We start from the raw sequence: 21987 nt of genomic DNA on the forward strand, positions 1-21987 counted from the left end.
TACCGGCACGATCAAGAAAGCTCAATGCGCCGCGTGATCCCGATCGCCTCCAGAAAGGCGTGGTCGTGGCTGACGACCAGCAGCGCGCCGTCATAGGCCTGCAAACCCGCCTCGACCGCCTCGATCGAATCGATGTCCAGATGGTTGGTCGGCTCGTCGAGGATCAGGAGTTGCGGCGGGCTACTACCACCGAGCACGCAGGCGAGACCGGCGCGCAGCATCTGGCCGCCGCTGAGGCTCGAGGCGACCTGCAGGGCCGCATCCGCCCGGAACATGAAGCGAGCCAACGCCGCGCGGCAGGCATTCTCGCTTGCTCCAGGGTTGATGCGTCGGAAATTGTCGCGGATCGAGAGCGCGGGATCGAGCAGGCTCACCCGCTGATCGAGCATGGCGTAACCGACCAACACCCGGATGCTGCCCGACCACGGCCGAAGTTCGCCCGTCAACAGCGACAAGAGTGTCGTCTTGCCGGAGCCGTTGCGGCCGGTGAGCGCGACGCGCTCCGGTCCGACGATCGAAAGCGACAGGCGATCGACAACAGGCTTCCCCGCCTCATAGCCCACGCTGGCATCGCCGATCTGCAGCACGCTGCGCCCGGCGGGGAGCCCGGTCGGAGGAAGGCGAACGGTCAGCGGCTGCAGGATCTCGATGCGTTCCCGCGCGTCTGCCAGGTCCCCGACCGCCTGATCGCGCCGGCGTTCGGCCAGGCGGGCATTGTCGCCGCCGGTCTTCTCGCTGCGCTCCTTCCTGGCGTCGAGAAGCAGCAATGGTTCGTCGCCCTTGGCGCGCTTGCGGCGGCCGGCGGCATCCTTGCGCGCCTTGCGTTCGGCCGTTTCCTGGGCCTTGCGCTCGACCTCGGCCAGACGCCGCTCGGCATCGGCCAGATCGTGGCGGGCCGAGGCCAGCTCGATCGCCTTGCGCTCGCGGTAGTGGCTCCAATTGCCGCCATAGGTCGTCGCGCCAAGTGTCGTCAGTTCGACGATCGCGTCCATCGTTTCCAGGAGTTCGCGATCGTGGCTGACGACGATGGCGCCGCTGCGCCAACCGGCCATCAACGCGGCAACGGCGGCTCGCCCTTCACGGTCGAGATTGTTGGTGGGTTCGTCGAGCAGGATGAAATCCGGCTCCTGGAAGACGAGGGCCGCGAGTTTCACACGCGTCATCTGGCCGCCGGAAAGAGCGGCAAGGCGCGTCTCTGCCGCAGCGTCGAGACCGACGCGGGCGAGCGCGGCCTCCAGCCGGGATTCGAGCGTCCAGTCGGCGACGGCAAGTTCGTCCATACTGGCCAACCCCTCTTCCGCTCGCTTGAGGACGGCGAGCGCCCTGGAGACGCCGAAGAGGTCGGCTACGGTCTCATCGGCCGCGACCTGCACCGTCTGGCTCAAGACGCCAAGGCTGCCTTCGACGGAGACCCTGCCTGTCTGCGGCACCAGCGAACCTTCGATCAAGCGCAGGAGCGTGGATTTGCCGACGCCGTTGCGGCCGACAAGGCCGGTGCGCAGCGGACCGAAGGTCAGGTCGAGATCGGAAAAGAGGCTTCGGCCCTCAGGCGTGGACCACGAAAGTTGGGAGAGTGAAATCGAAGCAGGCATGGATACGGTTTTCCCTGATGGCAAGACGGTTCGGCTTGGCGGTCAGGGTCAAATCCATCGATGCGTGTATCCTGTTCAAATTTCTATTGGCGTCATAGATAGCATCGAATGCGCCCGTTTCAAGGCGACTTCGAAGCAGCGACGACCAGAGGTCAGGCGTGGCTGCGCCGCTCGGCACCCTTGCCGAAGGTCAGGCCAGAGGCGCCAATGCTGCGCGTTACCGGCATCGTGACCGTACTCGTCGTTGAAGCGCTTGAAGTGGCCGCTGTCATCTTCGACCACGCATTGCACCGACCGGGTCGCTCAAGTAGGTTCCATTTCAGGCAGGCCCGCGAGACGAGCCGCATCGAGAGTTCTGGTATCGCGTAAGACCCGGCGGCCCATGCCGGGCAAGAGGGCGGCCGAAAGGCCGGTTGCAAATGACACTGTCGCGCAAGCGCATTCTCCTGATCATCTCCGGCGGCATCGCGGCTTATAAGAGCCTCGATCTCATCCGCCGGCTGCGCGAACGCGGCGCGAGCGTGCGGCCGGTGATGACCTCAGGCGCGCAGCAATTCGTGACGCCGCTTGCCGTCGGCGCGCTTTCCGCCTCGCATGTCTATCTCGACCTCTTTTCGCGCGAGGACGAACAGGATGTCGGTCATATCCGGCTGGCGCGCGAGTGCGACCTCGTCGTCGTTGCGCCGGCAACTGCCGACCTGATGGCGAAGATGGCGAACGGCCACGCCGACGATCTTGCCTCCACCATCCTGCTTGCGACCGACCGGCCCGTGCTGGTTGCGCCGGCGATGAACCCGAAGATGTGGGCGCATCCGGCCACGCGCCGCAACCGCGCGACGCTTGCCAGGGACGGCATCCGCTTCATCGGTCCGGAGGCCGGCGAGATGGCGGAAAGCGGCGAGGCCGGAGAAGGGCGCATGAGCGAGCCGCTTTCGATCGTGGCGGCCGTCGAGGATCTTCTCGCGGGCGCGCCGAAACCGCTTGCCGGACGCAGTGTCATCGTGACCTCCGGGCCGACGCATGAGCCGATCGATCCGGTGCGCTACATCGCCAACCGCTCCTCCGGCAAGCAGGGCCATGCAATCGCCGCTGCGCTCGCGAAACTGGGCGCAAACGTCACGCTGGTCTCCGGCCCGGTGACGATCCCGGATCCGGCGGGTGTCAAGGTCGTGCATGTGGAGCGGGCCGAGGAAATGCGTGATGCGGTGCTTGCCGCCCTCCCCGCCGATGTCGCCGTCATGGTTGCCGCCGTTGCCGACTGGCGGGTGGCGACGGCTGCCGGCAACAAGATCAAGAAGAAGCCGGGCGAAGCCCCGCCGCCACTCCGGCTTGCCGAAAACCCCGATATCCTGAAGACGGTCGGGCATCACGCCAAGCGGCCGAAACTGGTGATCGGCTTTGCCGCCGAGACGGAAAACGTCGCCGATAACGGCCGCGCCAAGCTCGAACGCAAGGGCGCCGACTATATCCTCGCCAACGACGTGTCGCCGGCGACCGGCATCATGGGCGGCGATCGCAACAAGGTGAAGCTGATCTCGGCTGCCGGTAACGACGACTGGCCGGAGATGGACAAGGACGCAGTGGCCGAGAAGCTTGCGGCGATGGTTGCGACCGAACTGGCGCGGAAGGAACGGGGCTAAACAATCGATCGTCGGGGGCCGATGCCCCTCACCCTAACCCTCTCCCCGCAGGCGGGGCGAGGGGACGTGGCAAACGCCCCACTTTGTGGTTAGGCGACAGAGGTTCCGTCGTTAGAGGGTACAAATCGCGAAGGGTTGCTTTGCGGTCGAGCGAGCGCCGCGGGTCTCCTTCTCCCCGCCTGCGGGGAGAAGGTGGCGGCAGCCGGATGAGGGGCCTCAATGCCTCACGCCATCTGACGCGACCTGACCGGCGCGCCTTTGGTTGAAAACAGCCGGACATCGACGCCGTTTTCGCCGACGATAACCGCCGTGCCGTCGGGGATTTCGACCCAGGCGTTGTCATCGTCATTGAGCGGTTCGGAGACGAGGCAATAGCCGCCGCTCGGCCCCATGGGCGCGGCGTAGAGCGTCGGCGCCTTCCAGTCGGAGGCATAGCGTACGGCGTAAAGGTCGTGGCCATCTGAGAAGGCGGCGGTGAAGCGCACCAGCACCTGGCGCTCAAGGTGCTCAGCAAGCTGCTCGACGAAGGCAAGCGCCTCGGCGATCGCGCCCAGCGGATCGCGGTCGAGCCCGAACTGCATGGCGAGCAGGAACAGGAGTTCCGAATCCGTCGTGCCGGTGCGTGCCGAATAGAGGTCGTTGTCGAGCATGCTCTCCATCGGCCGGCGCAGATGCTCGAAGTCGCCGATCTGGCCGTTGTGCATGAAGGACCAGCGGCCGAAGACGAACGGATGACAGTTGTCGCGCCGCGTGCCGCCGCCGGTCGCGGCGCGCACATGGGCGAGGAAGAGCGGCGAGCGGATCTGCCGGGCGATGCTCTTCAAGTTGCAGTCGGACCAGGCCGGCAGGATATCGCGGTAGCGCCCGGGCTCCGGGTGATCGCCATACCAGGCGACGCCGAAGCCGTCGCCATTGGTGGCGGTCTTTGCCCGTGTCGCGCAGTGGGATTGTTCGATCAGCGAGTGCGCCGGAGAGGTCACCAGTTCCTCGAGATAGAGCGGCTCCCCGCGATAGGCTGCCCAGCGGCACATGCTGATTTCACTCCAGCTTCGCCCCGTTCACGCAGAGGCGATTCGTTAACCATGACGAAGCGCGATGTTCCAACGGAACATGGTAAAAATGCGTTAACACATTCCCCCTTCGTCAAGATCATCCTGGCCGGAACGCACAGATTTGGCTGTTTCCGCCGACACAGACCCGGACCTACGCGCTATTTCGAATAAATATTCCATATTGACAAATCATGCACAAAACATTTCATTTCGAGCCAATACGGCCAGGGAGGAATTCAAGATGGGCAGCAAGCGCAAACTCGGGATCGGCCTGATCGGCACGGGCTTCATGGGCAAGGCCCATGCGCTCGGCTTCACCATCGCGGCGCGGGTCTTCGACCTGCCCTTCGAGCTCGACCTCGTTTCGGTCGCCGACGTCACCGTCGAGAGCGCCGAACGGGCCCGCGGCCAGCTCGGCTTCCGCAAGGCGACCGCCGACTGGCGCGAACTACTCACCGATCCGGATATCGACATCATCGACATCACCACGCCGAACCTCCTGCACAAGGAGATGGCGCTGGCGGCAATCGCCCATGGCAAGCATGTCTATTGCGAAAAGCCGCTCGCGCCGACCGTCGCCGAATGCCGGGAGATGGTCGAGGCGGCCGAGAAGGCCGGCGTCGTCACCCAGGTCGGCTTCAACTATCTCAAGAACCCGCTGATCTTCCTCGCCAAGGAGATCATCGAAAGCGGCGAGATCGGCGAGATCCGCTCGATGCGCGGTATCCATGCGGAAGACTTCATGGCCGATGCGAACGTGCCGTGGGGCTGGCGCCTGAACCCGGCAAGCGGCGGCGGCGCGCTTGCCGATATCGGCAGCCACATCATTGCCTCCATGCGCCACCTCGTCGGCCCGATCAAGTCGGTGCTCGCCGAGACCATCATCCAGATCCCGGAACGCCCGATCGCCGCCGGCGCCGGCGAGACCCGCGCGGTCGAAGTGGACGACATCACCCGCGCCTTCGTGCGCTTTGAGAATGGCGCCACCGGCAGCTTCGAGGCGAGCTGGATCGCGACGGGCCGCAAGATGCAACACGATTTCGAGATCTACGGTTCGAAGGGCAGTATCGTCTTCACGCAGGAGCGGCTGAACGAGATCCGCCTCTACAAGACCGGCGACGACATCCGCAGCCGCGGCTTCCGCACCATCTGGGCGGGGCCTGAACATCCGCCCTATGGCGCCTTCTGCGTGGCACCCGGCCACCAGATCGGCTTCAACGACCTGAAGGCGATCGAGGTCAAGGAATTCCTCGACGCCATTGCCGGCGGCACGTCGCCCTCGACCGATTTCCGCGAAGGCTACGAGGTGCAGAAGGTGCTTTCGGCGACCTATCAGTCGGCCAAGACCAACGAATGGGTACATATTTAGACAAGAGCAGAAAAATGGAATGCCTGTTCTATGCCGTTCCCAACTAATCGATTAGGGTGAGGTTCACGAACCATACCTAAGACCGAGGGAGACGGACGAGACATGGCCATGCCGGAAACGACGACAGAGGTCCCGCAGGATTTCGAGGCGCTGAAGGCCGCCATTCTGGAACGCAAGGCGGAGCTGCCGAAACGGCTGCGCCAGGTGGCCGCCTATTCGCTCGACAATCCCGACGAGATCGCCTTCGGCACGGCGGCGAGCATCGCGACCTCCGCCGAGGTACAGCCCTCGACGCTGGTGCGCTTCGCCCAGCATTTCGGCTTCGAAGGCTTTTCCAGCCTGCAGCAGATCTTTCGCGCGCGCCTGCGCGAGCGCACGCCCGGCTATGAAGACCGGTTGAAGGCCCTGAGCGCCAATGACCACAGCAAGCTCGAAAGCGGCTCGATCTTCAACGGTTTCGTCGCTGCCGCCCACCGCTCGCTCGACAATATCGCCTCGTCCGTCGATCCCGAAGCCTTCGAGCGCGCTGTCGATATCCTGGCCAAGGCAGACACGATCTACCTGATCGCCAAGCGCCGCTCCTACCCGATCTCCAGCTACATGGCCTATGCCTTCGGCAAGCTGAAGGTGAGGTATCAGCTCGTCGGCACGGCCGCCGGCATCGACGACGACATGCTGGCGATGGCGACGAAAAACGACGCAGCGTTTGCCGTCAGCTTCTCGCCCTATGCATCCGAAAGTGCAGCCCAGGCGCGGTTGCTCGCCGAGCGCAAGGTGCCGGTGGTGTCGCTGACGGATTCGGCCTTCTCGCCACTGGCTGAATCCTCGAAGGTCTGGTTCGAACTGGTCGAGGCCGATCATGCCGGCTTCCGTTCGCTTTCCGCCAGCATGGCGTTTGCCATGGCGCTCACGGTCGCCATTGCCGAGAAGCGCCAGCGCCTTGCCGAGGGCGATCAGGCCGAACGGAATGGATAGAATGAAAATTCCATATTGACGAAACGTCGGAATTTATGTTTCATACCGCTATCACCCACAGTACGAAAATGGTCGGGCCCGCCAAGGTGTCCGCGGGGAGGAAGCAGTGAGCCAGAACGTTTCGGCACAGGGAGCAAGACCGCTCGACCTGATCACCATCGGCCGGGCTTCGGTCGATCTCTATGGCCAGCAGATCGGCACACGCCTGGAAGACGTTTCGAGCTTTGCCAAATCGGTCGGCGGCTGCCCCTGCAACATCTCGGTCGGCACCGCCCGCCTCGGCCTGAAGTCGGCGCTCCTGACCCGTGTCGGCGACGAGCAGATGGGCCGTTTCATCCGTGAGCAGCTCACCCGTGAAGGCGTCGAGACGCGCGGCATCGTCACCGATCCGGAGCGACTGACGGCGCTCGCCATCCTCGCCGTCGAGAACGACAAGTCCTTCCCGCTGCTCTTCTATCGCGACAACTGTGCCGACAATGCGCTGTGCGAGGACGACGTTTCGGAAGAGTTCATCCGATCCGCCCGAGCCGTCCTGGTTTCCGGCACGCATTTCTCCAAGCCGAACACCGATGCCGCCCAGCGCAAGGCGATCCGCATCGCCAAGGAAAACGGCGCGAAGGTCGTCTTCGACATCGACTATCGCCCGAACCTCTGGGGCCTGGCCGGCCATGACGCCGGCGAAAGCCGCTACATCGCGTCCGACCGCGTTTCGGCCCATCTGAAAACCGTTCTTTCCGATTGCGACCTGATCGTCGGCACCGAAGAGGAAGTGCTGATCGCCTCGGGCGAAAGCGACCTGCTGCAGGCGCTGAAGACGATCCGTTCGCTCTCCGTGGCGACGATCGTCTTGAAGCGCGGGCCGATGGGCTGCATCGTCTATGACGGTCCCATCACCGACGATCTCGAAGACGGCATCGTCGGCAAGGGCTTCCCGATCGAGGTCTACAACGTGCTCGGCGCCGGCGACGCCTTCATGTCCGGCTTCCTGCGCGGATGGTTGAAGAACGAACCGCATGCGACGTCCGCCACCTGGGCCAATGCCTGCGGCGCCTTCGCCGTCTCGCGCCTGCTCTGCGCCCCGGAAATCCCGACCTGGACCGAACTGCAGTTCTTCCTCGAAAACGGCAGCAAGGAACGGGCACTGCGCAAGGACGAGGCGATCAACCACGTGCATTGGGCGACCACCCGTCGCCGCGAAATCCCGCTTCTGATGGCGCTTGCGATCGACCACCGCAGCCAGCTCGAAGACATGGCCGCCGGCGACCAGGCATTGCTTGACCGTATTCCGGCGTTCAAGGTGCTGGCAGTCAAGGCGGCCGCACAGGTCGCAGCCGGCCGCTCCGGGTTCGGCATGCTGATCGACGACAAATACGGCCGTGACGCGCTTTATGCCGCCGGCGCACACCGCGATTTCTGGATCGGAAAGCCGATCGAGCTTCCCGGTTCGCGGCCGCTGCAGTTCGAATTCAGCCAGGATCTCGGCAGCCGCCTGATCGATTGGCCCGTCGACCATTGCATCAAGGTGCTTTCCTTCTACCATCCGGACGATCCGGCCGAACTCAAGGCACAGCAGGTGGCGAAGCTTCGCTCGGCCTTCGAGGCCGCCCGCAAGGTCGGCCGCGAAATCCTGATCGAGATCATTGCCGGCAAGCACGGCAGCCTCGACGACCAAACCATTCCGCGGGCTCTCACCGAGCTCTACGATGCCGGCCTCAAGCCGGACTGGTGGAAGCTCGAGCCGCAGGCAAGCCGCGGCGCCTGGGCGGCGATCGACGCCGTCATCGAGGCGCGCGATCCGCTCTGCCGCGGCGTGGTACTGCTCGGTCTCGAAGCGCCCTATGAGCAGCTCAAGGATGGCTTTGCAGCCGCCCGTACCTCGAAGACCGTCAGGGGCTTCGCCGTCGGCCGCACGATCTTCGCCGATGCCGGCAGGGCCTGGCTCGGCGGTACGATGAGCGACGAGCAGGCGATCGCCGACATGGCCGAAAAGTTTGGGGCGCTGGTGGATCTCTGGCTGCAACTGGGTGAAACAAAGGCGGCATAGGGTCGAAGGACAATCGTCGACGATGCTGCAGACAGGGTGGAACGGGACGATTCCGCCACGAGGAGGAAACAGAATATGAGCCAGAAGACCGTGCGCCTGACCATGGCACAGGCCGTGGCAAGGTTCCTGACCCGCCAGATGACCGTCATCGATGGCAAGAGGGTGCCGATTTTCGGCGGCGTCTTCGCCATCTTCGGCCATGGCAATGTCGCGGGCGTGGGCGAAGCGCTGCATGCGATCAAGGACACACTGCCGACCTATCGCGCCCAGAACGAGCAGGGCATGGCGAACGCGGCAATCGCCTTCGCCAAGGCGAGCTTCCGCCGCCGCTTCATGGCCTGCACCACCTCGATCGGCCCCGGCGCGCTCAACATGGTGACCTCGGCGGCACTCGCCCATGTCAACCGCCTGCCGGTGCTGCTCCTGCCCGGCGATGTCTTCGCCAATCGCCGCCCTGACCCGGTGCTGCAGCAGGTCGAAAGCTTCGGCGACGGCACGATCTCGGCAAACGACTGCTTCCGTCCCGTGTCGCGCTATTTCGACCGCATCACCCGGCCCGAACAGATCATTCCGGCGCTCCGCCGCGCCATGCAGGTGCTGACGGATCCCGCCGATTGCGGCCCGGTGACGCTGTCGCTCTGCCAGGACGTGCAGGCGGAAGCCTATGACTATCCGGAAAGCTTCTTCGACGAGAAGGTCTGGGTGCCGCGCCGCATCGAGCCCGATCTCGACGAATTGGCAGCTGCGGTCGCGGCACTCAAGCAAGCGAAGAAGCCCATCATCATCGCCGGCGGCGGCGTGCTGTACTCGGAGGCGACGAAGGAGCTCGGCGACTTCGCCGAACGTCACGGCATTCCGGTCGTCGAGACGCAGGCCGGCAAGTCGGCGCTGCCGCACTCGCATTCGCTCAACATGGGTTCGGTCGGCGTCACCGGAACCTCCGCTTCCAACGCGCTCGCCGAGGAAGCCGATGTAGTCCTCGCCGTCGGCTCGCGCCTGCAGGACTTCACCACCGGCTCCTGGGCGCTCTTCAAGAACGAAGGCCTCAAGATCATCGGCCTCAACGTCCAGCCCTTCGATGCCGGCAAGCACAACGGCCTGCCGCTGATCGCCGATGCGCGCGCCGGTCTCAACCGCATCTCCGGCGGGCTTGGCAGCTACAAGGCCGATCCGAGCTGGACCGCCAAGGCGAAGGCCGGCAAGGCCGAATGGCTGACGGCTGCCGACAAGGCGACGGCCACGACCAATGCGGCCCTTCCCTCCGACGCCCAGGTGATCGGTGCCGTGCAGCGCGCCCGCGGCGGCAAGAACACGACGCTCGTCTGCGCCGCAGGCGGTCTGCCCGGCGAACTCCACAAGCTCTGGCAGGCGGAAGAGCCCGGCAGCTACCACATGGAATACGGCTTCTCGACCATGGGCTACGAGGTTGCCGGCGGCCTCGGCGTCAAGCTTGCCAAGCCCGAAAGCGACGTCATCGTCATGGTCGGCGACGGCAGCTACATGATGCTGAACTCGGAGATCGCCTCCTCGATCATGCTCGGCGCCAAGTTCACCATCGTGCTGCTCGACAATGCCGGCTATGGCTGCATCAACCGGCTGCAGATGGGCACCGGCGGCGCCAACTTCAACAATCTGCTGAAGGACACGCATCACGTGGAGCTGCCGCAGATCGACTTCGCGGCGCATGCCGCCGCCATGGGTGCCGTCACCCGCAAGGCCGGCTCGATCTCCGAGCTCGAAGCGGCACTCAAGGAGACCGCGAATGAGACGCGCACGACCGTCATCGTCATCGACACCGATCCGCTGATCACCACCGAGGCCGGCGGCCACTGGTGGGATGTCGCGGTGCCGGAGGTCTCCGGCCGCAAGCAGGTGAATGAAGCGCGCGAGGGCTACGAGAAAGCCCTCACCGCCCAGCGCTTCGGCTGATCAAGAAGTTAGCGCTCGCGTTCTTGTACGCGAGCGCTTCTGCATGTCGGGCAATGCCCGGGAGGACGAAACAGAGAGAACGGCCCCTCACCCTAGCCCTCTCCCCGCACGCGGGGAGAGGGGACACCAGAGGGCGCGGCATTTCCCTTCTCCCCGCCTGCGGGGAGAAGGTGGCGGCAGCCGGATGAGGGGCCGCCTGAGTGCTAAAACAGATAACGACGAAGCGACCGCTTCAGCAGACAGAAAGTGAACGACATGATCCGCTACGGAACCAACCCGATCGCCTGGAGCAATGACGACGATCATTCGATCGGCGCGCATCTGACGCTCGACGATTGCCTCTCCGATTGCCAGAAGATCGGCTTCGACGGCATCGAGAAGGGCCACAAGATGCCTGCTGATCCGGAGGCACTGAAGCAGAAGCTCGCTTCCTACGATCTCGTCTTCGTTTCCGGCTGGCACTCGACCAACCTGCTCACCCATGACGTCGAAGCCGAGAAGAAGGCGATCCAGCCGCATCTCGACCTCCTGAAGCACAATGGCTGCAAGGTGGCGATCGTCTGCGAAACCTCGAACGCCATCCATGGCGACGATACCAAGTCGGTCACCAACGACAAGCCGGTGCTGCCGGCCGATCAGTGGAAGAAGTTCGGCGCCGACCTCGAAGCGATCGCTGAGTATTGTGCCGACCAAGGCATCGACCTCGTCTACCACCACCACATGGGCACGATCGTCCAGACCGGCGAGGAAATCGACCTGCTGATGCAGAACACCGGTCCCGCCACCAAGCTGCTGCTCGACACAGGCCACGCCTGGTTCGGCGGCTCCGATCCGGCCGAGGTGGCGAGGAAATACATGCACCGCGTCCGCCACATCCATTGCAAGAACGTGCGCCCGGCCGTTCGTAAGGTCGTTGAGAGCGAAGGCCTCTCCTTCCTCGAAGGCGTGCGCCGTGGCGTCTTCACCGTTCCGGGCGACAGCGAGGGCGGCGTCGACTTCCTCCCCGTCCTGAAAATCGCCGCCGAGCACAATTATTCCGGCTGGCTGGTGATCGAGGCGGAACAGGATTCGGCCGTGCGCAACCCGTTCGAGTACCAGTCGCTCGGCCTGAAGTCGCTGAAGGCCTTCGCCAAGGAAGCCGGGCTCGACAAGTAAGCCCGCGCTTTCGGTTGCCGGGCTTGACGGGGAATGCCCCTCATCCACGCGGTGAGGGGAGCCCCTCATCCGGCTGCCGCCACCTTCTCCCCGCTTGCGGGGAGATGGGAAACGCCGCACCGTCTGAGGCTTTTCCTGCGAATAGGGAAAGGCTCGCGGCATGCTCCAACCGTCCCCTCTCCCCGCCTGCGGGGAGAGGGTTAGTCCTCGGGTTAAACCCGAGGAGAGGGCAAGCCCCGCAAATTCGAAGACCTGGAGACCGTCCTATGTCCAAGCTGCTCGTCAAACCGAAGGCCAAATCAGGCCTCATGCAAAACGTGACGCCGGAGAGCGCCGGCTGGACCTATGTCGGTTTCGCGCTCGAACGGTTGAAGGCCGGGGAGACGACCGAAGGCGAGACCGGCGACAGGGAAGTCTGCCTGGTGCTGGTTTCCGGCAAGGCGAAAGTTGCCGTCGACGGCGAAAGCTTCGGCGAGCTCGGCGAGCGCATGACGCCGTTCGAGGGCCAGCCCTATGCCGTCTATGTGCCGAAGGGCAGCCGCTGGCAGGCAACGGCGGCCTCCGACCTCGACCTCGCCATCTGCTCTGCGCCGGGCGGCGACGGCTTCAAGGCGAAGGTGATCGCGCCGGGAACGCATCCGCAGATGACCCGCGGCAAGGGCACCAACACCCGCTACGTCACCAACATCATGCCGGAGGATGACGGCTCGGCGCAGTCGCTGCTCGTCGTCGAGGTGATCACGCCCGGCGGCCACACCTCTTCCTACCCGCCGCACAAGCACGACCAGGACGACCTGCCGGCCGAGAGCTACCTGGAAGAGACCTATTACCACCGCCTGAACCCGCCGCAGGGCTTCGCCATGCAGCGCGTCTACACCGACGACCGCTCGCTGGACGAGACCATGGCGGTCGAGGACGGCGACGTAACGCTGGTGCCGAGGGGATATCACCCCGTGGCTGCAATACACGGCTACGACGTCTATTATCTCAACGTCATGGCCGGACCGAAGCGTATCTGGAAGTTCCACAACGCCCCGGAACACGAGTGGCTCTTCACAGGCGTGTAAGTTCATACTTACGCACTCGCAGCGCCATGCTTCCAGCCGGTCCGGCCACTGGCGACCGTCGTCGATCGTCCGGCGTGAGCCATTCCAAGCTCAAACGCGGAAAGCGGCATACACTTTTTGCCGCTCCGCTCTAGCTTCCCTGCTTTCAGGGAGGCCTCCATGCATATCGACGGGCAATGCCACTGCGGCTACGTAACCTATGAGGCCGAGATCGATCCTGCCGATGTCGCCATCTGCCATTGCACCGATTGCCAGCAACTGACGGGATCCGCCTATCGCGTGACCGCCGGCACGGCGCGTGAGAATTTCCGGCTGACCGGCGGCGAACCGAAGCTCTACGTCAAGATCGCTGAAAACGGTCGCCAGCGGCTGCAGTTCTTCTGCCCGAACTGCGGCTCGCCGATCTATACGACCGGCACGGACGAGGACGCGTTGGAAGTCGGCATCCGGGTCGGCACGATCAACCAGCGCCGGGAGCTCAGGCCGCGGTCACAGATCTGGTGTTCCTCGGCACTGCCCTGGATCGGCGACGTCGGGAGGTTGCCCGGCCGCGATCGCGACGAGGCGCCTTACGCATAGATCACGATGGTTTTGGGGCGGGATGCCGGCGGAAGACCGCACACAGTCTTCCCGCTGCAGCCGCTCAAGCGGCGGCCAGTGGGCCTTCCTTCAACAACGCCCAGGCTTCGCCGACGACAACCGATGCAGGCGTCGCCGTCATCTGAGACGGGCGTGCATCGGGGTTCGCGGCGAGATAGGTTTTCACGAGGTGATAGCCGATCGTATAGCCGGCCCAGCGCGGCAGTGTGCGATCGCTGCCGAAGAACCAGCCGGCATGATCGTAGCTTTCCGCCCAGAGTTCCCGCTCGGCACGCTCCAGCAAACCTGCCCAATCGCCCGCGGTAGTCGCGTGGTTCCAGGCATGACCGTCGCCGCCATTGATCTCGACATCGAAAGCATCCGCAAGACCTTCGGTGACCAGAGCTTCACCCAGCTTGGAGCCGTAGCCGCAGGTCGCGTGGCGGAAGGAATGGTGCAGTTCGTGTGTCAGCATTTTCCGCAATTCGTCGGCAGCCAGGCTGGCTTCGAAATTGTCGTTGCCGGGATCGAGCGTGAGGAAAACGAGCCCTCGGCGATAACAGCCGCCCGCCACACCAAGTTCGGGAATGGTCTCACCCGGCCTGTTTTCGACGACGATATCGATCGGAACGGCACTGTCCGCGGCTGGGACGCGCGCGCCGACCCGCTCGGCCGTGTCGCACACCTGGCGCATAATCTCTTCGCGCCAACGGGCAAGCGATCCATCGGCCTCAAGGAAGTGAACACGCAAGTCCAGCATCTGGCGAATCTCCCGTCAGCGACATCACTATCGCACGGCAAGGTAAGCCTACGGCCGGCGATTGCAACGCCGAGTGAGGGAAAGCTTCAACCGGCAAGCGAACCTGCGGCAAGAGGCGCAGGTCGGACAGTGACCATCGGCAGCCGCCTGACGCCAAAAGCGGCACCGATGCCGATCAGCACCGGGTCATCATAGCCGATCACGGCGATGCCGGCGGCAAGGTCGTGCAAGGTCCCCTGCCAGCGCCGTTCGCTGCCGCGGCTGACATTGGCCGAGATGACGACCGGGGTCTCGCCGGATAGCCCCTCCTCCTGGAGGCGCGCGGCGATGGCGGGTGCGGTGCGTCCGCCCATGTAGAAGACCGTCGTGGTCCTTGGGTCGGCCAAAGCCCGCCAATCCATGTCGGCGGGCAGGCCGCCGTGGCGGGAATGGCCGGTGACGAAACGCACCGCCTGAGCATGGTCGCGATGGGTGAGCGACAGGCCGAGACGCGCGGCCATGGCGCTCGCGGCGGTGATGCCGGGCACGACATCGACCGGGATGCCCTCGTCTTCCAGCCGCGCGATCTCTTCGCCGGCCCGGCCGAAGATCATGGGATCGCCGGCCTTCAGGCGAACGACGCGTTTGCCGGCGCGCGCCAGCGCCACCATCATGTCGCGGATGTCCTCCTGCCGGCAGCTTTCGCGCCCGCCGCGCTTGCCGACCAGCATGCGCTTGGCCTCGCGGCGGGCGAGTTCCAGAACCTCGTTAGAAACGAGATCGTCGAACAGGATGACGTCGGCCGCCTGCAGCGCTCGGACGGCTTTCAACGTCAGATACTCGCTGTCGCCGGGGCCGGCGCCGACGAGCGTCACGCGGCCGGTGGCGGCATGGTTCGCCGACAGGCGCTCCATCTCCGCCACCAGTCGCGTATCGACACCCTCCTCCGGTGTCGCCTGAAAAGCGAGATCGACGAAACGCTCCCAGAAGGCGCGGCGCGGCGCACCGGGCTTCAGCCGCACATTGACCTTGTCCCGCAGCGTCTGCGCCAGCGCCGCCCAATCCTTCAGTACCGGCGGCAGCAGCGTCTCGATACGGCGGCGGATCGCCTGGGCGAGGATGGGTGCTGCGCCATCGGTCGAGATCGACACGACGACCGGCGAACGGTTGACGATGGAACCGAACTGAAACTGGCAGAAAGCGGGGTTGTCGATGACGTTGACCGGCACGCCGGCCCGTTGTGCCGCCTCAAAGAAGGCTTCTGCCTCCTCCTCGCTCTCGCAATCGGCGACCGCGAGCGCCGCGCCAGCAAGGGCATCTCCTTGCCAGACCTCGTTGTGATGCACGAAGCAACCGGAGGGATGAGCGGCACCCTGCCTGATCAATGCCGCGCAGACCTCACCGAGCTCTTCCGTCGGCGCATAGATATGAACTTCGGCGCCGCAGGCGGCCAGCAGCTCCGCCTTCCAGGCCGCGGGGTCGCTGCCGCCTGACACCACGACGCGCTTGCCTTCGAGCGACCAGAAGACCGGGAGCTTGGCGAGTGCAGCCATGCGCGCCGGCTCGGCGCGCGATTGCTTTTCATTCCGCAGCGGCAGCAAGGCATCCATCGATGATCCCCCTGATTTCGGCGCGGCAGGAGCCGCAATTGGTTCCGGCGCTCACGGCCTGTCCGACCGCTTCGACCGAGCGGCAGCCGCCACGGACGGCGGCGACGATCTGGTTGACGCCGACGTTGAAGCAGGAGCAGACGGTCGCGCCCGGGTCGGGCCTGTCGGCACCGGGCCGGCCAGCAACGAGCGCGAAGCGCATGCGCAAATCTGGGTGCGAGGCGCTGAGCTGCTCGACCGCCCAGTTGCGGGCGACCGCCACGGGCTCGGGCGCGAGAAAAAGCGCCAGCAGCAGGCGATCGCCGTCGAAGAAGGCGAGCCGCCTTTGACCAGAGGGGCCGTCGGCGTAGCCGATGGGCTCGATATCTTGAGGCAAACCGAAGATCTGGTGGCACCAAGCGACCCAATCCTCCGGCGTCTCTCCCGCGGCAAGTTCCAGACGCCAACCGCCCCTCGCCTTGGCGACGGCCCAATAGCCGAGATCAAGACCCGAGGGTTTCGCCGCGCTGACCGCGAAGCCATAGGTCGAGGCGGAAAAGCGGCTGATCGCGACGGCGACGTTCTTGGAGGCCGGCTGGCCGGAGACCGGATCGGTGACCGGCGGGACAAGGGCATCGACGCGCGCCTTCGCGGCGAACTGGTCGTTCCAGTGCATGGGCACGAAGAGATTGCCGCGCGCCTGACGCTCGGTGATGAGCGCCCGGACGATCGCCGAACCGTGGGGGCTTTCGAGCACGACGAGATCGGCTGGCGCAATTCCAAGGTCCATCGCGTCGCGCGGATGGATCTCGACAAAAGGTTCGGCGAGATGAGCCGAAAGCCGCGCGCTCTTTCCGGTGCGAGTCATCGTATGCCAGTGGTCACGCACGCGGCCGGTATTCAAGGTGAAGGGAAAGGCCTCGCTGACGCGATCCGGCACGGCGCTCGCCACTGCCACGAAGCGGGCACGCCCATCCGCGTGGAAGAAGCCGCCATCGGCAAAATAACGGGTCTCAGCCTTCGGCCTCTCCTGTGGTTGCGGCCATTGGAATGGCGCGAGCGCGTCATAGTCGGCAGCGTCGATTTCAGCATGAGCGCCGATATCGAAATCACGCCGCCCGTCATTCTCGAAGCCAGAAAGGCCGGCATGCTCGGCAAAAATCTCGGCGGGCGAGGTAAAGGCGAAGGCACCCTGGAAGCCCATGCGGCGGGCTACCTCGGCAAGCTGCCACCAGTCAGCGCGGGCTTCGCCGGGAGCCGCAAGGAAACCACGCTGGCGGGAGATGCGACGCTCGGAATTGGTGACCGTGCCGTCCTTCTCGCCCCAGCCGAGCGAGGGCAGCAGCACATGGGCGTGGCGGGTGGTGTCGGTTTCTCGGAGCATATCGGAGACGACCACGAAGGGACAGGCCTTGAGGGCGGCCTCGACGGCATCGGCATCCGGCATGGAAACCACCGGATTGGTCGCCATGATCCAGATCGCCTTGATGCGACCGTCGGCGACGGCGTCAAACATGTCGACGGCCTTCAGCCCCGGCTTGGCGGCGATCGACGGCGCGCCCCAGAAGCGGCGCACCTGATCGCGATGCCCCGCCTTCTCGATATCCATGTGGGCAGCCAGCATGTTGGCGAGGCCGCCGACCTCGCGACCGCCCATGGCGTTGGGCTGGCCGGTGAGCGAAAACGGCCCCATGCCCGGCCGGCCGATGCGGCCGGTGGCGAGGTGACAGTTGATGATGGCGTTGACCTTGTCGGTGCCGGAGGAGGACTGGTTGACGCCCTGGCTGTAGCAGGTGACGACCTTTTCCATCGTCTCGAACAGGCGAAAGAAGGCGGTGATTTCCGAGATTTCGAGCCCCGTCGCCTGCACCAGGGCGGCCTGGTCGAATGCACCCGCTGCGGCGACAGCTTCGGCAAAGCCGCTGGTGTGGGTGGCGATGTAGGACTGGTCGACAGCAGGGCTTGCCGCCAGATGGGCGAAGAGCGCGTTGAACAGCGCGACATCGCCATCCGGCCGGATTGCCAGATGCAGGTCGGCGATATCGGCGGTCATCGTGCGGCGCGGATCGATCACCACCACGCGCAGCTCGGGTCGCGCCGCCTTGGCGGCGGCGAGGCGCTGATAGAGCACCGGGTGACACCAGGCGAGATTGGAGCCGGTGAGCACCACGAGATCGGCGAGTTCCAGGTCCTCGTAGCAGCCGGGCACGGTATCCGAGCCGAAGGCGCGGCGATGGCCGGCAACGGACGAGGACATGCAGAGCCGCGAATTGGTGTCGATATTGGCCGAGCCGATGAAGCCTTTCATCAGCTTGTTGGCGACGTAGTAGTCTTCGGTCAGCAACTGCCCGGAGACATAGAAGGCGACTGAGTCCGGCCCGTGTTCGGCGATCGCCTGGGCGAAACGCGCGGCGACGAGATCGAGCGCCTCGTCCCAGCCGGCCTGCTTGCCGCCGATCTCCGGATGCAACAGCCGGCCGTCGAGGTCCAGGGTCTCGGCCAGCGCCGAGCCCTTGGAGCAGAGCCTGCCGAAGTTGGCGGGATGATCGGCGTCGCCGCGGACGGCGACGGCGCCATTATCGGTGACCGTTGCGATTACGCCGCAGCCGACGCCGCAATAGGGACAGGTGGTCTTGACCTCCCGCTCCATGGCTATTCCGCCGCGACCAGCAGGCTTTCGAGCGCGATGTAGAGCGCGCCACCGTCGATGCGCACGGGGATCGTGCGCACCGCGCCCTCGTCCGCCCCAAGGGCCTTGCCGGTTTCGAGCGAGATCACCCAATTGTGCAAGGGGCAGGTCACCGCCGCGCCGTGGACGATGCCCTGCGACAGCGGCCCGCCCTTGTGCGGGCAATGATCCTCGATGGCGAAGACGTCGTTTTCGGCGGTACGGAACACCGCGATCTTGCCCTGGGGCGTCTTCACGCAGCGCGCGCCCCTCAGCGGAATGTCGGAGATGTCGCCGATCGGATGCCAGTTCATGTCCATCACCTCACTCCGCAGCTTCAGAAAAACCGACCGTCGCCATCGGCCGGAACTCGTGTTTGTCCTTGCCCGAGACGCGCTCCGACCAGGGATCCACCTGGGCGAATTTCTGGCTGAAGACGAAGCGATCGAAATAGGCCTTGCGCTTGTCGGCATCGCCGATGATCTGGCGACGGATTTCGTCGAGGCCGACGCGTTTCGCCCATTTGTAGATACGCTCGAGGTAGCGCGCCTGTTCGCGATACATCTGCGTCAGCGCCACGATATGCTCCAGCGCCTCGTCCTCCGTCTTCACGAGGCCCAAGACTTCGGTGCCCTTGATGTCGAGCCCGGCCGCGCCGGCGAAATGGATTTCGAAGCCGGAGTCGACGCAGACGACGCCGATGTCCTTGCAGGTGGCTTCCGCGCAGTTGCGTGGACAGCCGGAGACCGCCATCTTCAGCTTGGCCGGCGTCCAGGAACCCCACATGAACTTTTCGATGCGGATGCCGAGGCCGGTCGAATCCTGAGTGCCGAAGCGGCACCAGTCGGAGCCGACGCAGGTCTTCACCGTGCGCAGCCCCTTGGCATAGGCCTGGCCGGAGACGAAGCCGGCCTTGCCGAGATCGGCCCAGACCGCCGGCAAGTCTTCCTTCTCGATGCCGAGCAGATCGATGCGCTGGCCGCCGGTCACCTTGACCAGAGGGATCTCGAACTTGTCGACGACGTCGGCAATCGCACGCAATTCCTGCGCATTGGTGACGCCGCCCCACATGCGCGGCACGACCGAATAGGTGCCGTCCTTCTGGATATTGGCGTGGACGCGCTCGTTGATGAAACGCGACTGGTAATCGTCGGCATATTCGTCCGGCCAATCGCAGACGAGGTAGTAGTTGAGCGCCGGACGGCATTTGGCGCAACCGCAAGAGGTCTTCCATTCCAGTTCCTGCATGACCGCGGGAATGGTCTTCAGGCCCTTGGCCTTGATCAGCCGGCGCACGTCGTCATGGCCGAGTTCGGTGCAGGTGCACATCGGCTGGACGGCGGCCGGATTGTAGCTGTCGCCCAGCGTCAGCGACATCAATTGCTCGACGAGGCCGGTGCAGGAGCCGCAGGAGGCGGACGCCTTGGTATGGGCGCGCACGTCGTCGAGCGAGGTCAGGCCCTTCGCCCCGATCGTCTGGACGATCTTGCCCTTGCAGACGCCGTTGCAGCCGCAGATCTCCGCATCATCCGGCAAGGCTGCAACGGCCGCCATAGGGTCCAGCGGAGACCCTCCCTGATAGGCCTGGCCGAAGATCAGGGTTTCGCGCATGGCGGAAATGTCGGTCGCTCGCTTCATCAGGTCGAAGAACCACGAACCGTCTGCCGTCTCGCCATAGAGCACTGCGCCGATGATACGGTTGTCCTTGAGGACCAGGCGCTTGTAGACGCCGGCCGTGGCATCGCGCAGCACGATCTCCTCGCGCCCCTCGCCGTCGGCGAAGTCGCCGGCCGAGAAGAGATTGATGCCAGTGACCTTCAGCTTCGTGTTGGTGACCGAGCCGTGATATTCCGCCTCGCCGCCGGCCAGTCGATCGGCAAGCACCTTGGCGCTCTCGTAGAGCGGGGCCACGAGGCCATAGCACGTGCCGCGATGTTCGGCGCATTCGCCGAGCGCGTAGATCGAGGCGTCGGAGGTCATCATGCCGTCGTCGACGACGATGCCGCGGTTGACGGCGATCCCGGCCTCCTTGGCGAGACCGGAGGCCGGACGAATGCCGACCGCCATGACGACGACCGTGCCTTCGATGATCCGGCCGTCCTCGAGTTCGATGCCTTCGACCTTGCCGTCGCCGATGATGCGCTTGGTGTTGGCCTTGGTGATGATGTCGATGCCGCGTTCGGTCAGCGCCTTTTCGAGCAGATAGGCGGCCGCCGGATCGAGCTGGCGCTCCATGATCGTCGGCATCAGGTGGATGACGGTGACGTCCATACCCTGGCGCTTGAGGCCGTAGGCGGCCTCGAGGCCGAGCAGGCCGGCACCGATGACGATGGCGCGGCCACCCTTGCGGCTGGCATCCAGCATCTTCTCGACGTCGTCGAGATCGCGATAGGCCAGCACGCCTGGCAGATCATGTCCGGGAACGGGGATGATGAACGGGCTGGAGCCGGTGGCGATCACCAGCTTGTCGTAGCCGACGGTGATGCCGTTTTCCGAAGTGACGGTGCGGGCCGCCCGGTCGATCTGGCTGACCTTCGCGCCCTTGTGCAGGGTCACGCCGTGGGTCTCGTACCAGGCGTCGCCGTGGATGACGATATCCTCATAGGCTTTTTCGCCCGACAGCACCGGCGACAGCATGATGCGATCATAATTGACGCGCGGCTCGGCGTTGAAGATCGTCACCGCATAGCGGCCCGGCGCCTTTTCGAAGAGTTCTTCGAGCATGCGGCCCGGCGCCATGCCGTTGCCGATGATCACGAGCTTCTCGGTGGTTTGGTCGGCCATGGGATCACTCCGCAGCTTCGACGAAGCGGTGGCGCTCATAGAGGAACTTGAGCACGGCTTCGCGGCATTTGAGGTAGGTTCGGTCGCCGGCAAGCTCGATGCGCCGGCGCGGACGGGCGAGCGGTACGTCGAGGATTTCACCGATGCGGGCCGAAGGGCCGTTGGTCATCATGACGATGCGGTCGGAAAGCAGCACCGCCTCGTCGACGTCGTGGGTGATCATCAGCACGGTGTTGCCGAGTTCGGCATGAATCTGCATCACCTGATCCTGCAGATGCGCCCGCGTCAGCGCGTCGAGCGCGCCGAAGGGCTCGTCGAGCAGCAGCACCTTCGGCTCCATTGCGAGCGCGCGGGCGATGCCGACGCGCTGCTTCATGCCGCCGGAGATTTCGGAAGGGCGCTTCTCGGCCGCATGCGCCATCTGCACCAGTTCCAGATTGCGCATTGTCCAGTCGTGGCGCTCGGCCTTGCTCTTCGTTGCCGAGAAGACCTTGTCGACGCCGAGGCGGACGTTCTCGTAGACCGTCAGCCAGGGCAGCAGCGAATGGTTCTGGAAGACGACGGCGCGGTCTGGTCCCGGCTCGTCGGCGACACGGCCGTCGAGCAGCACGACACCTGTCGTCGCCTGAGTCAGGCCGGCAACGATGTTGAGCAGGGTCGACTTGCCGCAACCGGAATGGCCGATGATCGAGATGAACTCGCCCTTATCGACCGACAGCGAGACCTGCTTCAGCACCTCGGTGCGGGTACCGCCGCGCTCGAAGCTCTTGTCGATCAGTTCCAGCGAAAGATAGCTCTTGGTCAT

Annotated in this window: 17 protein-coding genes; 9 read left to right on the forward strand and 8 right to left on the reverse strand. The window is 64.9% G+C overall.

Annotation, left to right across the window (positions count from 1 at the left end; translation table 11 throughout):
• Positions 1-11: 11 nt before the first annotated feature.
• Positions 12-1592 (reverse strand): ABC-F family ATP-binding cassette domain-containing protein, encoded by a 1581-nt coding sequence (locus AC0C6X_RS03725; protein WP_472951954.1) that lies wholly within the window; start codon positions 1590-1592, stop codon positions 12-14.
• Positions 1593-1700: 108 nt separating this feature from the next.
• Between AC0C6X_RS03725 and AC0C6X_RS03730 the strand changes: the two genes are divergently transcribed.
• Together AC0C6X_RS03730 and coaBC are read left to right on the forward strand one after the other, a co-directional pair.
• Positions 1701-1961 (forward strand): hypothetical protein, encoded by a 261-nt coding sequence (locus AC0C6X_RS03730; RefSeq protein ID WP_472951955.1) that lies wholly within the window; start codon positions 1701-1703, stop codon positions 1959-1961.
• A 50-nt stretch (positions 1962-2011) separates the two neighbouring features.
• Complete coding sequence (gene coaBC / locus AC0C6X_RS03735; protein ID WP_472951956.1) at positions 2012-3232, forward strand: bifunctional phosphopantothenoylcysteine decarboxylase/phosphopantothenate--cysteine ligase CoaBC; 1221 nt, start codon at positions 2012-2014, stop codon at positions 3230-3232.
• Between the two features lie 224 nt (positions 3233-3456).
• On the opposite strand, the gene AC0C6X_RS03740 is transcribed toward coaBC, so the two are convergent.
• Complete coding sequence (locus AC0C6X_RS03740; protein ID WP_173515307.1) at positions 3457-4263, reverse strand: class II glutamine amidotransferase; 807 nt, start codon at positions 4261-4263, stop codon at positions 3457-3459.
• A gap of 262 nt (positions 4264-4525) precedes the next feature.
• On the opposite strand from AC0C6X_RS03740, the gene AC0C6X_RS03745 reads away from it, so the two are divergent.
• The 7 genes from AC0C6X_RS03745 (at position 4526) to AC0C6X_RS03775 (ending at position 13402) form a co-directional block, all read left to right on the forward strand.
• Complete coding sequence (locus tag AC0C6X_RS03745; RefSeq protein ID WP_173515306.1) at positions 4526-5653, forward strand: Gfo/Idh/MocA family protein; 1128 nt, start codon at positions 4526-4528, stop codon at positions 5651-5653.
• A 102-nt stretch (positions 5654-5755) separates the two neighbouring features.
• Positions 5756-6628, forward strand: a complete 873-nt coding sequence (locus tag AC0C6X_RS03750; RefSeq protein WP_173515305.1) for a MurR/RpiR family transcriptional regulator — start codon at positions 5756-5758, stop codon at positions 6626-6628.
• A gap of 106 nt (positions 6629-6734) precedes the next feature.
• Positions 6735-8672: a bifunctional 5-dehydro-2-deoxygluconokinase/5-dehydro-2-deoxyphosphogluconate aldolase gene (locus tag AC0C6X_RS03755; protein WP_472951957.1), complete on the forward strand. Its 1938-nt coding sequence runs from the start codon at positions 6735-6737 to the stop codon at positions 8670-8672.
• Between the two features lie 75 nt (positions 8673-8747).
• Positions 8748-10601: a 3D-(3,5/4)-trihydroxycyclohexane-1,2-dione acylhydrolase (decyclizing) gene (gene iolD, locus AC0C6X_RS03760; RefSeq protein ID WP_173515303.1), complete on the forward strand. Its 1854-nt coding sequence runs from the start codon at positions 8748-8750 to the stop codon at positions 10599-10601.
• A 255-nt stretch (positions 10602-10856) separates the two neighbouring features.
• The gene (gene iolE, locus AC0C6X_RS03765; RefSeq protein WP_173518060.1) at positions 10857-11756 is read left to right on the forward strand and encodes a myo-inosose-2 dehydratase; all 900 of its coding nucleotides are present in this window, start codon (positions 10857-10859) and stop codon (positions 11754-11756) included.
• Between the two features lie 266 nt (positions 11757-12022).
• On the forward strand, positions 12023-12823 hold the full coding sequence (iolB, locus tag AC0C6X_RS03770) for a 5-deoxy-glucuronate isomerase (protein ID WP_472951958.1): 801 nt from the start codon (positions 12023-12025) through the stop codon (positions 12821-12823).
• Between the two features lie 159 nt (positions 12824-12982).
• Complete coding sequence (locus AC0C6X_RS03775) at positions 12983-13402, forward strand: GFA family protein (protein WP_173515301.1); 420 nt, start codon at positions 12983-12985, stop codon at positions 13400-13402.
• Between the two features lie 64 nt (positions 13403-13466).
• On the opposite strand, the gene AC0C6X_RS03780 is transcribed toward AC0C6X_RS03775, so the two are convergent.
• From AC0C6X_RS03780 to AC0C6X_RS03805, 6 genes are all read right to left on the reverse strand, one after another.
• On the reverse strand, positions 13467-14162 hold the full coding sequence (locus AC0C6X_RS03780) for a DUF2268 domain-containing putative Zn-dependent protease (RefSeq protein WP_472951959.1): 696 nt from the start codon (positions 14160-14162) through the stop codon (positions 13467-13469).
• 86 nt (positions 14163-14248) lie between these two features.
• Positions 14249-15751, reverse strand: coding sequence for a siroheme synthase CysG (gene cysG / locus AC0C6X_RS03785; protein WP_472951960.1), 1503 nt, complete (start codon positions 15749-15751; stop codon positions 14249-14251).
• Entirely contained in the window at positions 15723-18380 is a 2658-nt protein-coding gene (locus AC0C6X_RS03790; RefSeq protein ID WP_472951961.1) for a nitrate reductase, read from the reverse strand. The genes cysG and AC0C6X_RS03790 overlap by 29 nt, the downstream gene beginning before the upstream one ends.
• A 2-nt stretch (positions 18381-18382) precedes the next feature.
• Complete coding sequence (gene nirD, locus AC0C6X_RS03795; RefSeq protein WP_173515297.1) at positions 18383-18718, reverse strand: nitrite reductase small subunit NirD; 336 nt, start codon at positions 18716-18718, stop codon at positions 18383-18385.
• Between the two features lie 4 nt (positions 18719-18722).
• Entirely contained in the window at positions 18723-21182 is a 2460-nt protein-coding gene (gene nirB, locus AC0C6X_RS03800; RefSeq protein WP_472951962.1) for a nitrite reductase large subunit NirB, read from the reverse strand.
• Positions 21183-21186: 4 nt separating this feature from the next.
• Positions 21187-21987, reverse strand: coding sequence for an ABC transporter ATP-binding protein (locus tag AC0C6X_RS03805; RefSeq protein ID WP_173515295.1), 801 nt, complete (start codon positions 21985-21987; stop codon positions 21187-21189).

The sequence above is a fragment of the Ensifer sp. VA4 genome (genome assembly GCF_055710065.1).